This window comes from Rhodococcus sp. NPDC055112, from assembly GCF_053607505.1.
In genome coordinates this window covers 1-13,664 of sequence record NZ_JBSGTR010000050.1, presented here as the reverse complement: position 1 = coordinate 13,664, position 13,664 = coordinate 1, and the positions used below count along the sequence as shown (strand labels likewise).

Here is a 13,664-nt window from a genome sequence, read left to right as displayed (position 1 = left end):
TTTCCGGAACACCGCGGAGTCCCAAACAACCACTTGAATCCCTCGCCCCCAGTCCACGGGCGCAGCAACGACAGACAGGGATTCAAGCCAGATTCGACAAGGAAGAGACCGCATCGCCGATACGCGCGAGCGGGAACGGGTGCGCCGAGCGCACTGAGAACTATCGTCTGGTCATGCGACCTGTCACGTGGTCACACAACTTCCCGCGGTTCGCACGATCGCCGAACTGCGACGAGGTCTCAACCTCATCGTGAAGGACACCGAAGCAGCCCCCTGCGCACCGAGTCCATGGATCCACCCTGCGCTCATTGATCGCCCTCCCGAGGAACAATCACGCCGCCACGCGTGGCAACGTCCCGAAATCGCGGCGAGTTCTGCCCGCACCGCAGGATGTAATCTACATCTCAACCAGGTCCGCTCACGCCCTTTTGGTATTTCTTCTAACAAGCGTCCAAGACCTCGCCCGGATTGTCGCGATTCTCGGGCCCGTCTGGCGCCCCGACGCGGCGGAGATTCAGGTATTTTTCCAGGTCAGAGGCATTTCATCGAGCACGAACAGGCCTTGTGTGCTAGTCACAGCGGTATTGTGATTTGGTCACAGGCCGTGACCTTGGCACATGATCTGGTCAGCCCGTGACGTCCAGATCGGCGATCACCTTGGTCGGGCGAAGCCGCACCACCAGCTCCCCTGGCACGCCGTTTCGACGCCCGAACTCCTCCGCCCGGTCCTGCCCCATGTACCGGCCACCGATCGCTGTCGCGATCCGGATCAGTTCCTCGGGGTCCTCGGACACGGTCGCCACGCCTTGCACCTGAACGAAGGCATAGGGCGGGCGTTCGAGGTCCACGCAGAGCACCACCCGGCCATCGCGCGCGACGGCGCGGCCCTTGGCGGAGCCGGCGCCGGTGTTGAAGACCAGATCGTCACCGTCGACGACGAACCACACCGGAGCGACCAGCGGCCGGCCGTCGGATGCGGTGAATCCGAGCTTGCCGGTGCGGGTGCCCGCCGACAGGAACTCGCGTACCGCGGGATCGGCCAGAGTGCTCACCCGCGGGAGGCTACGCGGTCGGGCCGTCGCGCGCGTGACTTTCAGGCGCGGTAGCCGTCGGTGCCGGCCCTGGCCATGACGATGTTCGGGATCACGGCCCGCGACGACAGCCTCAGCAGCGCGTCGACCACCTCGACGACATCGTTGACCTCGAGCATTGCCCCCGGCGGCACCTGCTCGTGGGTCCACGCGCTCATGTCGGTGTCCACGAACGCGGGCGCGATGGTGGTGGCGCACACCCCGCGGCCGGATTCCTCGGCGTTCAACGTCGCCGCCACGCTGATCAGCGCCGCCTTCGTCGCGCCGTAGACCGCGAGGCCATGCTCCGCGTACACGCCGGTGATGGACGCGAGCGCGATCACCTTGGCACCGCGGCCCGGGTTCGCGGCGGCACCCGCCCGCAGCAACGGCAGCGACTCCTGGAGCAGCTGGAACGGCCCACGGAGGTTCACCGCAATGGTCTTGTCGAACCGGCGCAGCGGAAACTCCTCGATCGCCCCTGCGGTGCCGACCCCCGCGTTCAGGATCAGCGCGGTCATCGGGCCGAGCCGGTCCGCGTGTGCCGCTGTCACCCTGGCGATATCGGTCTCGTCGGCCATGTCACCCGCGATCGACACCACCTCGGCCGCCCCTGCGGCACGCAGCTCGCCCGCGACGGAGTCGAGCCGCGCGGCATCCCTTGCGGTGATCGTCAACGAGTATCCCGACTGCGCGAGCCGAGTCGCGATCCCGAGCCCGATCCCCCGCGAGGCCCCGGTGACCAGGGCCGTCCTGTTCTCGCCGCCGCTCACAGCGTCACACCCTTCAGTGCCCGCAGCCCGGCAGCGATGAACTCGGGCGTCGCCTCGGCGGCCCGCACCGCGCCTGCGCCGGAGTCCGATCCCTGCAGCGCGCGATGGGTGATGCCCTCACCGATCACGCCCAACTTGAAGTTGGCGAGCGCGAGGTAGAAGTTCCAGTCGCCGAGGTCGCGGCCCGACGCGACGGCGTAGCGCTGCGCCAGCGCGCCCGCCGACGGCAGCCGATCGCTGGTCCAGGCCGCCTGGGATCCGAGCACCAGGTCGAACACCGGATCCCGGTACACGCACATCAGGGCGACGTCGGTGAGCGGATCACCCAGCGTCGACATCTCCCAATCCACCACGGCCCGGACCTGACCGGGGTCGCGCGAATCCAGGATGGTGTTGTCGATCCTGAAGTCGCCGTGCACGATCGACGCGGCCGAGGTCTCGGGCATGGCCTCGGTCAGCGCGGCATGCAGGACCGCCACGTCGGGCAGTTCCCTCGTCTTGACCCGATCCCATTGTCCAGCCCAGAGTTTCACCTGTCGCGCGACGAAGCCATCGGGCCGCCCGAAATCGCCCAGCCCCACCGCCCGGTAGTCCACCGCGTGCAGATCGGCCAGAACTCGCACCAGGGTGTCGGCACCGGCCGCGACCTGATCATCGGAGAGCCCGGCGAGGTCCGCCTGGTCCCGCACCACCGTGCCCTCGACGAACTCGACCACCGTCATCGGCGCGCCGAGGGCAGAGCCGTCGGCATCGAAGGCGACGGTCCGCGCAACCGGCACGGCCGTGCCCTGCAGCGCCGAGGTCACGGTGTACTCCCGAGCCATGTCGTGCGCCGACGGGGTCAACCCACTGGTCGGCGGCCGCCGCACCACCCACGACGACCGGTCGTCCCATGCCTTGTAGGTCAGATTGGATCGGCCGCCGCTGATCAGCTCGACGTGCAGCTCCCCACACAGCTCGATCCCGCTGTCGAGCAGGAAGCGTTGCAGCGCAGCAATGTTCATTCCGGGAAGGCTCATTTCGCACCCCTCAGCTCTCGCTTGGCCGCGCCGACGACCCGCTTGGCGATGGCCCAACGGTGCACCTCGGACGGCCCGTCGTAGACCCGGAACGGACGAACCTCCCGCGAGAGCCGCGCCAGCGGCAGGTCACCGGAGACCCCCATCCCGCCGCACATCTGCATGCTGCGGTCCACGATCCGGAAGACCGCCTCGGCGGCGTAGGTCTTCGCGATCGACGTCGCATTCGACGCCGGATCGCCGCTGTCGAGCTCCCAGCAGGCCCGGACCAGCAGCGCCCGGGTGGCGGCGATGTCGATCTCGTTGTCCGCCAACATCTTCTGAACCATGCCCAGGTCACCCAGCCTGGAACCGAAGCCTTCCCGCTCGGCCACCCGGGCAACCGCGACATCATGGCCGCGGCGCGCGGCACCCAGCCAGCGCATCACGTGGGTCATCCTGGCCGGGCCGAGCCGCACCTGGGCGTACTCGAAGCCGCGGTCGACCTCGCCGAGCACCGCGGCGTCGGGCACCAGCAGGTCCTCGAAGAAGACCTCACAGTGCCCGCCGATCATTGCCCGGTCCAGGGTGTCGATGTGCCGCCCGACCCTGATCCCGGGGCTGTCGGCAGGCGCCAGGAACATCGTGGCCCCGCCGCGCTGACCGGGCTCACCCGAGGTGCGCGCCATGATGATGAAGAAGCCTGCGCCATCGGCGCCGGTGATGAACCACTTGTGCCCGTTGATCCGCCAGCCGCCCTCCGCCCGGACCGCACGGGTGGTGAGCGCCGATGGGTCCGACCCCGCCCCCGGCGCCGGCTCCGTCATCGCGAAGGCCGATCGGACGTCCCCGTGGGCCAGCGGCGCGAGGAACTGCTGCTTCTGCTCCGGGTTGGCGATGTGCGCCAGCATGTGGACGTTGCCCTCGTCGGGCGCCGCGATGTTCAACGCGGTCGGACCGAACAGCGAGTAGCCGGCCTCCTCGAAGACCGGGGCGCGGTCCGACATGTTCAACCCGTGGCCACCGAACTCGAGCGGGGCGTGCGGGGCGAACACCCCGGCCTCCCTGGCCGCCTGCTGCATGCCGATCCGCAGCGCGTCGCCGCCGGCGGCCGTGATGTCCCCTGAGTGCGCGTCCTCGATGGGCAGGACGACGTCGCGGGTGAAGGTCCTGGTGCGGTCGATGAGGTCCTGCACCTCGGGGGAATAGGTCAGATCGATCGACACACTCACTCCTCCTGCGTCACGGAGCCGAGCGATCGCTCGGCAGATGATTTCCCACGATCTCACAGGTTTCTCTGCCCGTCAAAGGAGTTCAGACGAGAACTCCCGGTATCATGTTCAGTATTCCTGAACAGATTGGACGAAGAGTTGACCAAGCCGGAACACCTGCCCGACGCGATCAGGCGAACGCGCCGCTCGGCGGGCCTGACGTTGCGAGAGCTCGCGGGGCGGCTGGCGATCAGCCCGGCGACTCTCAGCGCCATCGAGAACGGCAAGACCGGCGTCTCGGTCGAGCGACTGCACGCCCTCGCCGCGGCACTCGGCACCACCGCCGCACTGCTGATGGGTGACGGCGGGACCACCCCCGCCCGCGGAACCTCCACCGCGGACCGCCGAGTGCGCACTTCCCGGCGCGAATCCCCTGGAGCGGCGACGGCAACCGCACAGTCGGCGGGCGACTGGCGCGTGTTCCCGGCACTGCGCATCGACCCGGTGCTCGGCGCCGCGATCGACTCGTTCGTCGAGACCGGATATCACGGCGCGACCATGCGGTCGATCGCCGAGCGGGCGGGCATGAGCGTTCCCGGCATGTACCACCACTACCGGGACAAGCAGGAGCTACTGGTGCGGGCGCTCGATCTCACGATGGACGAGCTGCACTGGCGGGTGCGCGCTGCCCGGGACCAGGGCACCGACGGAATCGAGCGGGTCGGCCTCATCGTCGAGGCGCTCGCGCTCTATCACACACACCGCCGGGAACTCGCGTTCATCGGCGCCAGCGAGATGCGTAGCCTCGAACCGGCGAATCGGGAGCGGATCACAGACTCCCGCAATCGGATTCAGTATCTACTCGACGACGAGATCGATGCCGCGATCGCCGAGGGAAGCCTCACGACGAGGCATGCGCGGGATGCCGGCCGAGCCATCTCGACGATGTGCACATCGCTGCCGCAGTGGTTCCGGGCCGACGGACCGTCCTCGCCCGAGCAGATCGCCGCGGAGTACGCGGGTTTCGCTCTCGATCTGCTCGGGCGGGGGTGAGTGCGGGACTACAGGCCCTGACGGGAGTTCTCGTTGCGCGGCTGCCCGGCCATGTCCGAGTTCGCTCGCGCCTCGGCGACCAGGGCGGGGATGACCTCGCCCAGCTCCGCCGGATCCCAACGCCCGTTCTTCGACACTCCCGGGCCTGCCACCCAGGTCTCCGCGACGCTGATCGAACCGCCGTGCACATTGAAGATCCGGCCGGTGATGCCGTCGGACTCCGGCGATCCGAGCCAGACCACTGTCGGCGAGATGTTCGCCGGTGCGGCGGCATCGAATCCGGTGCGCTCCTTCTCGGCCTCCATCGCGGCGACGAAACCCTCTAGGCCCGCGGTCATCTGGGTGAGCGCGGTGGGGGCGATCGCATTGACGGTGACGCCGAGCCGGGCGAGCTCGTCGGCGAGGATCACCGTGAACGCCGCTATGCCTGCCTTCGCGGCACCGTAGTTCGCCTGTCCGATGTTGCCGTACAGGCCCGAGGGCGAGGAGGTGTTGATGATGCGCGGGTGTGCGACCGGGGTGCCCGCCTTGTGCTGCTCCCGCCAGTACGACGCCACGTGCTGCGAGGGCGCAAACGTCCCCCGCAGGTGTACGCGCATGACGTCGTCCCACTGATCGACCGTCATGTTGACGAACATCTTGTCGCGGAGGATGCCCGCGTTGTTGACGAGCACGTGGACGGTGCCGAACGTGTCGATCGCGCTGTGCACCAGCCGGCCTGCGCCGTCGAAGTCCGAGATGTCGTCCTTGTTCGCGATGGCCTCGCCGCCGAGCGCCTTGATCTCCTCGACGACAGCCTCGGCGGGCCCGAGGTCGTTGACGACGACCTTCGCTCCCTGCCTGGCGAACTCGAGCGCGTGCTCACGGCCGATGCCGCCCGCGGCGCCGGTCACGATCACGACGCGTCCCTCGTTGATGCCCATCCGTGCAACTCCCTCGCAGCTTGTCGGTCAGTCCCGCGGCCAGCTCAGACCCTGTCGGTCCTCGATCTGTTCGTTCAGCCGCCGCAACAAGGTAACCAGATCCTGTCGATCCTTCTCGTCCCAATCGGCGACGAGGGAGTTGATGCCGTCGACGTTGTGCTGCCGGTCTGAACGCAGCGCGCGCAGTCCCCCGTCCGTCGGCCGGAGCTTCCTCGCGGTGCCGCCCTGCGGGTCGGGAATTCTCTCGGCCAGTCCCTGCCGGACGAGCGCGGCGGTCTGCCGGTTGATCGTGGACACGTCGAGGCCGAACGAGTCCGCCAGTTCCTTCAACGTCATCGGCTCGCCGATCTCGAGGCGACTCAACAGCAGATACGCCGACCGGTCGAGCGCCTGCTGTTCCAGCCACCGCTTGGTCACCAGGGTGGTGTGGCGGGCCATCAGCGTGATCTCGCGCTCCAACCCGCAACCCGGGTCAATCTCCTCGGATTCCATCGGGGTCATCCTCGCATCACGCCGCCATACTCCCGCCGATTGTGCACGATACATACGGTGTGTACCGTACACATCTATTGCTTTCTTCGAACTCGATCAGCGCATAGAACCCAAGAGAAGAGGTCCGTCGTGACCATTGCTGCCAACAGCGCGACGCGGCGCACCCGCTCCTCCACCTGGATCCTCGCCACGCTGGCGTTCTCCGGCATCGTGGTCTCGCTCATGCAGACCCTCGTCGTGCCGCTGATCCACGTCCTGCCCGAGCTGCTGAACACCTCCGCCTCCACCGCGTCCTGGGTCATCACCTCCACCCTGCTGGCCGCGGCGGTCGTCACGCCGGTCTCGGGCCGCCTCGGCGACATGTTCGGGAAGCGGCGAATGATCCTGGTCAGCATGGCTTTCCTGGTCGCGGGGTCGGTGGTGTGCGCGCTGAGCGAGACCGTCCCCCTGGTGATCATCGGCCGGATCCTGCAGGGCGCGGCGACCGGGGCGATCCCGCTCGGCATCAGCATCCTTCGCGACGAACTGCCCGCCGAGAAGGTGGGCGGCGCGATCTCGGTCATGAGTTCCACGATGGGCGTCGGCGGCGCCATCGGCCTGCCGCTGGCCGCGGCGACGGCGCAGAACTTCAACTGGCACATGCTGTTCTGGGCATCTGCCGCGCTGGGCGCCCTGGTCGCGATCGCGGTCGCACTCCTGGTCCCCGAGTCACCCGTCCGCAATCCGGGTCGGTTCGACTACCTCGGCGCGGTGGGGCTCGCGGCCGGACTCGTCTCGCTCCTGTTGGCGATCACCAAGGGCGCCGAGTGGGGCTGGACCAGCGCGACCACCCTCGGACTGCTCGCCGCGGCCCTCGTCGTGTTCCTGGCATGGGGGTTCGCCGAGCTGCGCACCGCTGAGCCCCTCGTCAACCTCCGAGTGTCCGCCTCCCGACCGATCCTGCTGACCAACCTGGCCTCCGTCATGACCGGATTCGCAATGTACGCAACGTCGTTGACGGTTCCGCAGCTGCTGCAGTCTCCGCCGGAGACCGGCTACGGACTCGGCCAGTCGATGGTCATGGCCGGGCTGTGCATGGCACCCGCCGGCATCGTGATGATGCTGCTCTCGCCGGTGTCGGCCCGCATCACCAACAGGTACGGCCCGCGGACCACGCTGATGGTCGGCACCGTCGTCATCGCCGTCGGCTACCTGATCGGCGCCGTGCTGATGAACGAGGTCTGGCAGATCGCGCTCGTCTCGACCATCATCGGTGCGGGAATCGGCATCGCGTACGCGGCCATGCCCGCGCTGATCATGCGCTCGGTCCCGCTGCACGAGACGGCGGCCGCGAACGGCCTCAACTCCCTGATGCGGATGGTCGGAACGTCGTTCGCGAGCGCCGTGATGACCGTGGTGCTGGCCAACATGACCATGTCGTTCGGTCCGGTCCAGGTGCCGACGCACCGGGCGTTCGTGGTGACGTTCCTGATCGGCGCCGCGGCCGCGCTGCTGGCGCTGCTCATCGCGGCCTTCATCCCGCGGCGGGTCCCCGTGTCCGTCGTCGCCCCCACGCCGGTCGCGGACTTGGAGCCCGAACCCGCTCGCTGAACACCGCGCCCGGGGTCCCGCAATAGAGCCCGGCCGCCCACCACAGTGCTTACGATGTGTGCGTGGCCACCGTCATCGCCGGGCAGGCCGCACGGTTTGCCCGACGAAGCACTGTCGCAAGGACCGGTCCGCGTGTGGGACACGCGCCGGGTCGATGGCTCGTGGTCGCATGTGCCGTGGTGGTCGCGGCGTGTTCGAACGGGCCGCAGGCGCAGCCGCGGCCCCTGGCGCTGGACCGCGTGATCGACGACGGCCGACTGCCCTGGACCGACCGCCTGCTACCCCCGCAGATCCCGACTGACGTCCCGCCCGGTCCGCCCGGCGCCGACCTCCCGAACGAGGGCGCGGGCCTCAGCGTCCAAGGGGATCGCGTCGGTTTGTACGGCGGAAGCCTCGACCGGGTCCTCTGCGACCGGGAACGGCTGGTCACAGACCTCGAGAGCGATCCGGTCAAGGTGGAGGCCTGGTCCGGCGTGCTCGATGTCGACGACGTGCGCAGCTACGTGCGCACGCTCACGCCCGTCCTGCTGCGCGCGGACACGAGGGTGACCAACCACGGCTACAGCGGGCAACGCGCCACGTCGTATCAGTCGGTGCTCGAGGCCGGGACCATCGTCCTGATCGACGACCACGGAACGCCGCGGGTGCGATGCGCGCGGGGAAGCCCGCTGATCGATCCGCGTCCGAGTTCGGAGCCTGCCGCGGCTGAGGACGCGTGGCCCGGTTACGACGCCGAGCGACTACTGCTCGTGCAACCCGCCCAGCAGCCGATGTCGCAGGTGACGGTCGTGGACCTGATGACCGGTGGCCTCGCGGCAGTTCCGATCGGGGCGGGACCACAACAGCCCGCGGACCGGCCCGGTGCGCCCCCTCCGATGCCACCCCCTGCTCCGCCGCCCCCGCCGCCGCCCGTTGCACAACTCGAGCCCCTCGCGGTCGCGCCGCCGCCAGTCCAGCGACAGGCGCCGGTGCCACAACCCGAGCCGCCACCGCCACCGGCGCCCGAACCGCCCCCACCCGCGCCGGAACCACCGCCGCCCGCGCCGGTTCCCGTGGCTCCACCACCGCCGCCCCAGATCCAGGTCCAGATACCGGGGCTGCCGCCGCTGGTGATCCCCATGCCATGAAACCGCCTGGTCACCGCCCCGAAGAACGGATCCCGAACGGGACCACGGGCTAGGACAACACCTCGACGAGGGTCGTCTCGGTGTCACCGATCATGTACTTCTCGATCGCGTCGAGGTGCTTGCGCCAGAACTCCTGAGCGGCCGTCGCATCGCCCTCGCGCAGCAGCCCGAGCAGCTTGAGGTAGGCGCGATGCGCCGCGCGCGCCGCGGGTCGCTCGTTGCCGCCGCCGTGCGCGGCGATGAAGAGGGCGTTGTGCGCGTCAATGATGTGCACCAACATCCCGCCGAGGACGGCGAGCGTCTGGTTCCCGGCGAGGTCGATCAGCGCCTGATGGACATCGACGTCGTGGCGCGCGAACCCCGCGGCGTCCTCCACGAGATCGGCACCCGCCTCGATCAGTTCCGCGAAGGTGGCGAGCGCCTCGCCGCGATTGCCCTCGGCCAGCATTCCCACCGCGGACACCTCCAGCGATGCCCGCGCGCGGTACACGTCGATGAGCGGTGTGCCCTGGTACTGCAGCAGCAGGCCGGTGTACCGCGCGGCCACCGACGCGTCGGGCGCCAGGACCCTCGCGCCGCCGTGCGCGCCGCGCAGCACCGTGATGATCGATTCGGATTCGAGGATCCGGAATGCCTCGCGCAGGGTCGGCCGCGACACCCCGAACTGCTCCATGAGCACGGCCTCGTTGGGCAACGGGTCGCCCACGTTGAGTTCGCCGGTGATGATCCGTCGCCGCAGGTTGGCGGCCACCAACTCACCGGCCTTCGGCACCCGGACCACCGTCGACTTCGTTCCGGACGTCACTCTCAGCCCTCGCTCCTGTTGGGGTCACGCCCCGCGCTGACCAGGACGGATGACCGACCAAGGGTACAAGAGTTGACCGTATTGCCTGTTAACCGCTCTCCCCCTGGTCACCCGACGAGAGGTAGGCACGCTGAACGGCGTCGAGGTCCGCGCCGATCTCGGCGGCCGTCCCCTCCAGCATCACCTGACCGCGGCGCATCACGTACACACGATCCGCGACCCGCAATACCTGGCGAACGTGCTGCTCAACCAGCAGCACGCCGAGGTTCTGGGTGTCCGCGGCGGCCCGCACCACACCGAGGAGCCGCGCCACGATCTGCGGCGCCAGTCCGAGGGACAGCTCGTCCGCCAGGAGCAGCTTGGGGTTCCTGGCGAGCGCCCTGGCCAGGGTGAGCATCTGCTGCTCGCCGCCGGACAACAGTCCGGCCGGCCGACCGAGCAGCGCGCGCAGCTCCGGGAACATCGCGCACGCGGCGTCGGCACTGACGCCTGCCAGCCGCAGGTTGTCGGCGGTCGTCAGCCCCATGATCACCGACCGCTCCTCGGTGACGTAGCTCAGGCCGCGCCTCGCCAGGGTCGCGAGCGACGTCCGCTTGTCGGAACCGAGCACGGACACACGGCCCGAGATCGGCGCCAACTCGCCTGCCACCGTCAGCATGGTGGTGGACTTGCCTGCGCCGTTGGCTCCGATGAGCGCCACCACCTCCCCTGAACGCACGGTGATGTCGAGGCCGCGGCACACGACGGTCCCCCCGTACCCGGCGCTCAGGCCCTGGCATTCGAGCACCGCCGTGGACGGCGTCGCCTTCTCCTGGGTGATGGTCATCGTGCTGCCTCCGTCGTCTCGTCCTCGGTACCCAGGTAGGCGTCGCGGACCGCAGGGCTGGCGGCGATCTCGTCCGGCGTGCCTGCCGCGATCACCCGGCCCGCCTCGAGCACCACGATCCGGTCGCAGGTGGACATCACCAGCCCCATGTCGTGTTCGACCAGCAGGACCGCGGCGTTGCGCTCGACCGCCAACTGCCTGATGCACAACGCGAGCTCACGGCTCTCCGCATCGTCCAACCCCGCCGCCGGCTCGTCGAGCAGCACCGCCGACGGCCCGGATGCGACCGCCCTGGCGATACCGACCAGCCGCCGCCTGCCGTACGACAGTTCACCGGGCAGCGAGCCCAGGTCCCCCTCCAGCTCGAAGTCGCGCACCGCGGTGGACGCGCTCGGCGAGAGCGGGTGGTGCCCCGGGCGGATCAGATCCGTCAGCCAGGTGCGCCACGTCGATTCGTCGGCGCCCGCGTGGATGTTCTCGGCGACGGTGATGTCCTCGAACAGTTCGAGGGACTGGAAGGAGCGGCGCAGTCCACCCTTCGACCGCTTCGCGGTCGACCATGCGGTGATGTCCTGCTCACCGAGCGTCACTTGTCCCGCCGCGGGGCTGACGAATCCGGTGATCGCGTCGATCACGGTCGTCTTGCCTGCGCCGTTCGGCCCGATCAGGCCGACCACCTGACCCGGTTCCACCGCGAGGTCGACCCCGTCGACGGCGGTGACCCCGCCGAAGCGCACGGTCAGGCCACGCACGGAGAGCGGCGTCGGCGCAGCGGACCGCAAGGTGGCCTCTGCCGAGAGCTCGGGCGCCCGAACGGGCTTGCGCCTGGGCAGCGCCCGCATCCAGGGCAGCCTCCTGATCGCCGCACCCACACGGGAAGCCATGTCCGCGATGCCGTTCTGATTGGTCAGCAGGATCACGATGAGCACGATCCCACCGATCAGCGTCGAGATCGCGCCGGTGGCGGAGCTGCTCTCCACCAGTCGGCTGAACAGGGCGCCGGGGGCCATCAACGCCCCGATGACGCCGCCGAGGACGAATCCGAGTCCGCCGGTCACCGCCTGCACCACCGCGTTGATCGACGCGAACACGTTGAACTCCAGGTAGGTGACCGCGGTGTTGCGCAGGCCCAGCAAGATGCCACCGACGCCCGCCAGTCCCGCCGCGAGCGCGAACGCGTAGATCTTCACCGCGAACACGCTGATGCCGAGGGAGGCGGCCGCGCGTTCGTTGGTGCGGACCGCGATCAGCCGCCTGCCGGTCCGCGACCGCCGCAGGTTCGCCACCATCAGCCCGCACAGGACGAGCACGACCAGGCACAGCAAGGCCCACCGCTCCGGGTACTCGGTTGCCGTCACCTCGAATCCGAACAGGCTCAGCTCCCGGATCCGCACCGCCCCGTCGATCTTGTCGCCGGTGAAGGTCGGATTGTTGAAGACCATCTCCTGGATCGTGAACCCGAGCCCGAGGGTGACCACCGCCAGGTTCACCCCACGGGTGCGCAGTGCGGGTAGCGCGAAGAGGACGCCGATCGCGATCACCGACGCGACGCCGACGATGGCGGCCGGGATGAGCGGCCAGCCGGCCTGACCGACGAGCCTCGCGGTGAACAGGGCGCCGAGCCCGCCGACGGTGTACTGGGCGAGTGAGAGTTGACCGGCGAAACCGGTCAACACGACCACCGACAACAGGATCACCGCCGCCGCGAGGGTCAGCGTCAGCGACCGTAGCCAGTCGCCACTGAAGGCGATGACCACCACCGCGAGAGTTCCGGCCACCACGGCCAGTGTGCGCCAATGGATCTGACCTGAACCCAGCCGCGGCATCCGTTCCGAGATGTGACTGCGCAGCGGCAGCCCCTTCCCGCGTACGACGAGCACAACGAGAATGACCAGGAAGGGCACCGCGCGGTTGATGCCGGTCAGCGTCTCCAGCCCCAGCAGGTCGCGGATGCGGTCCTGGTACAGCACGACGAGGCTTTCCCCCACGCCGAGCAGCAGTCCTCCCAGCAGGGTCAGCGGGAACGACTTGAAGCCGCCGAGCAGGGCGGCGGCCAGCGCGGACACCGTGACGATGATGATGAAGGCGGTGGGGGTGAGCCCGGTGAGCGGTGCGACCAGGATTCCTGCCGTACCCGCAAGCGCGCCGCCCACGGTCCAGGTCAGTGCGGCCAATCGCTGGGGTGACCACCCGAGCGCGGCAGCGGCCCGCTCGTTCTCGGCCGCCGCGGTGATCGCCAGGCCGACCCTGGTGTATCGCGTCAGCCCCCACAGCACGGCGGTCATACCGACCGCGATTCCCAGCAGGATGAGCCGATCCTGCTGCACCACGATGTCGCCCCAGTGGTAGGCGTCATTCGGCAGGAACGCCCGCACGCGGATCGACTTCGTTCCGTAGTACTGCTGCACACCCGCCTGCAGGATGACCAGCAGGCCGAGGGTGGCGGCCAGCCGGACGATCGGTGCGGCGCCTGCCAGCCACCGCAGGACCAACACCTGGAACAGCAGGCCGATGAGTCCGGCCACCAGCACGGCGACCGCGAAGGCCGCAGGAAGCGACCAGTCGTACTCTCCCCGAAGCGTTTCCAGGCACACATAAGCGGCGACCATCGCGATGGCGCCCTGGGCGAAGTTGACGACCCCGGATCCCCGGTAGACCAACACCACGCCGTGCGCCAACAGTGCATACGCCGACCCCGCGCCGAGGCCGAGGATGGCGAACTGCAGGAATTCAGTCATTGGACTCTCTCCGTGGACTCGTGGGACTCGGGCGCGGTCCCGGCGTCACCGCCGGGAC

At 69.1% G+C, this 13,664-nt stretch carries 12 protein-coding genes; 3 read left to right on the top strand and 9 right to left on the bottom strand.

The genetic code is table 11. From position 1 onward, the window contains the following. Positions 1-626: 626 nt before the first annotated feature. From ACWFRB_RS19720 to ACWFRB_RS19705, 4 genes are read right to left on the bottom strand one after another with little or no spacing between them, the layout of a single operon-like run. Complete coding sequence (locus ACWFRB_RS19720; RefSeq protein WP_452642967.1) at positions 627-1,052, bottom strand: PPOX class F420-dependent oxidoreductase; 426 nt, start codon at positions 1,050-1,052, stop codon at positions 627-629. 41 nt (positions 1,053-1,093) lie between these two features. Next, a complete protein-coding gene (locus tag ACWFRB_RS19715) occupies positions 1,094-1,843 on the bottom strand; it encodes an SDR family NAD(P)-dependent oxidoreductase (protein ID WP_452642966.1) in 750 nt (249 codons plus the stop codon). Beyond that, entirely contained in the window at positions 1,840-2,862 is a 1,023-nt protein-coding gene (locus tag ACWFRB_RS19710) for a phosphotransferase family protein (RefSeq protein ID WP_452642965.1), read from the bottom strand. The genes ACWFRB_RS19715 and ACWFRB_RS19710 overlap by 4 nt, the downstream gene beginning before the upstream one ends. Continuing rightward, positions 2,859-4,067, bottom strand: a complete 1,209-nt coding sequence (locus tag ACWFRB_RS19705; protein ID WP_452642964.1) for an acyl-CoA dehydrogenase family protein — start codon at positions 4,065-4,067, stop codon at positions 2,859-2,861. The genes ACWFRB_RS19710 and ACWFRB_RS19705 overlap by 4 nt, the downstream gene beginning before the upstream one ends. Before the next feature lie 144 nt (positions 4,068-4,211). On the opposite strand from ACWFRB_RS19705, the gene ACWFRB_RS19700 reads away from it, so the two are divergent. After that, the gene (locus ACWFRB_RS19700; RefSeq protein ID WP_452642963.1) at positions 4,212-5,105 is read left to right on the top strand and encodes a TetR family transcriptional regulator; all 894 of its coding nucleotides are present in this window, start codon (positions 4,212-4,214) and stop codon (positions 5,103-5,105) included. Positions 5,106-5,113: 8 nt separating this feature from the next. Here the strand turns inward: ACWFRB_RS19700 and ACWFRB_RS19695 are convergent, their stop codons facing one another. After that, the gene (locus tag ACWFRB_RS19695; RefSeq protein WP_452642962.1) at positions 5,114-6,028 is read right to left on the bottom strand and encodes an SDR family oxidoreductase; all 915 of its coding nucleotides are present in this window, start codon (positions 6,026-6,028) and stop codon (positions 5,114-5,116) included. A 27-nt stretch (positions 6,029-6,055) separates the two neighbouring features. Beyond that, positions 6,056-6,520: a MarR family winged helix-turn-helix transcriptional regulator gene (locus ACWFRB_RS19690; RefSeq protein ID WP_452642961.1), complete on the bottom strand. Its 465-nt coding sequence runs from the start codon at positions 6,518-6,520 to the stop codon at positions 6,056-6,058. A gap of 129 nt (positions 6,521-6,649) precedes the next feature. Here ACWFRB_RS19690 and ACWFRB_RS19685 point away from each other — a divergent pair, with 129 nt between their 5' ends. Then, a complete protein-coding gene (locus ACWFRB_RS19685; protein WP_452642960.1) occupies positions 6,650-8,110 on the top strand; it encodes an MFS transporter in 1,461 nt (486 codons plus the stop codon). A 62-nt stretch (positions 8,111-8,172) separates the two neighbouring features. Next, the gene (locus tag ACWFRB_RS19680) at positions 8,173-9,237 is read left to right on the top strand and encodes a DUF6777 domain-containing protein (RefSeq protein WP_452642959.1); all 1,065 of its coding nucleotides are present in this window, start codon (positions 8,173-8,175) and stop codon (positions 9,235-9,237) included. A gap of 49 nt (positions 9,238-9,286) precedes the next feature. Here the strand turns inward: ACWFRB_RS19680 and ACWFRB_RS19675 are convergent, their stop codons facing one another. The 3 genes from ACWFRB_RS19675 to ACWFRB_RS19665 all read right to left on the bottom strand — a co-directional run bounded on the left by ACWFRB_RS19675 (position 9,287) and on the right by ACWFRB_RS19665 (position 13,606). Then, a complete protein-coding gene (locus tag ACWFRB_RS19675) occupies positions 9,287-10,042 on the bottom strand; it encodes a FadR/GntR family transcriptional regulator (protein ID WP_452642958.1) in 756 nt (251 codons plus the stop codon). Between the two features lie 88 nt (positions 10,043-10,130). Continuing rightward, positions 10,131-10,868, bottom strand: coding sequence for an ABC transporter ATP-binding protein (locus ACWFRB_RS19670; RefSeq protein ID WP_452642957.1), 738 nt, complete (start codon positions 10,866-10,868; stop codon positions 10,131-10,133). After that, positions 10,865-13,606, bottom strand: coding sequence for an ABC transporter permease subunit (locus ACWFRB_RS19665; protein WP_452642956.1), 2,742 nt, complete (start codon positions 13,604-13,606; stop codon positions 10,865-10,867). Before ACWFRB_RS19665 ends, ACWFRB_RS19670 begins: the two co-directional genes overlap by 4 nt. Positions 13,607-13,664: the final 58 nt, after the last annotated feature.

Excerpts from the sequence above, each read along its gene's own strand:
- ACWFRB_RS19710 (WP_452642965.1), bottom strand. The coding sequence starts at position 2,862 with ATGAGCCTTCCCGGAATGAACATTGCTGCGCTGCAACGCTTCCTGCTC.
- ACWFRB_RS19695 (WP_452642962.1), bottom strand. The coding sequence starts at position 6,028 with ATGGGCATCAACGAGGGACGCGTCGTGATCGTGACCGGCGCCGCGGGC.
- ACWFRB_RS19690 (WP_452642961.1), bottom strand. The coding sequence starts at position 6,520 with ATGGAATCCGAGGAGATTGACCCGGGTTGCGGGTTGGAGCGCGAGATC.
- ACWFRB_RS19670 (WP_452642957.1), bottom strand. The coding sequence starts at position 10,868 with ATGACCATCACCCAGGAGAAGGCGACGCCGTCCACGGCGGTGCTCGAA.
- ACWFRB_RS19665 (WP_452642956.1), bottom strand. The coding sequence starts at position 13,606 with ATGACTGAATTCCTGCAGTTCGCCATCCTCGGCCTCGGCGCGGGGTCG.